Annotated in this window: 1 protein-coding gene; it reads right to left on the bottom strand. The window is 35.5% G+C overall.

The window, feature by feature from the left end; translation table 11 throughout:
• A partial coding sequence (locus ACNKXV_RS13360) for a TetR/AcrR family transcriptional regulator (RefSeq protein ID WP_417908234.1) occupies positions 1–288 on the bottom strand: 288 nt, incomplete at its 3' end.
• Positions 289–440: the final 152 nt, after the last annotated feature.

Raw genomic sequence — 440 nt, 5'->3', positions numbered from 1 at the left:
AATTACACCATCTTCAGTTTCCAGAATAAAAGTCAGTCGCTTTTGATCCTCTTCCAGAATCCGAGCAAAAACCGCCTTTACCAAATCGCGTTTGTCTGCATATTCCTGATAAATCGTCTTCTTAGATATACCGGCCTGTCTCGCGATGTCCTCCATAGTGATGGTTCGGACACCAAAGCGGGCAAATTGCTCGGTGGCTATCTCTAAAATTCTCTCTCGTGTCTCCAATGCTTCTTTCGAATTTGGAGGCAAAACTATGGAAACTTTCATTTGGTTCAAAGTTTCCATGGTTTTTGCAAAAAATATTATTTCAATAAATGTTTCAAAACATGTTCGAAATCGAACAAAACAAAATCGATTCAAAATTATACAGAATAAAATTTTTTCAAACTGAAAACTATTTTACTAAACCAACACAATTGATTTAATTTCAGTACAAA

Origin of the sequence: Christiangramia aquimixticola (genome assembly GCF_048285835.1) — a bacterium.
GTDB classification, from domain to species: domain Bacteria; phylum Bacteroidota; class Bacteroidia; order Flavobacteriales; family Flavobacteriaceae; genus Christiangramia; species Christiangramia aquimixticola.
Note: the sequence above shows the minus strand (reverse complement) of the source record. Positions and strands in the feature narration are given on the sequence as shown.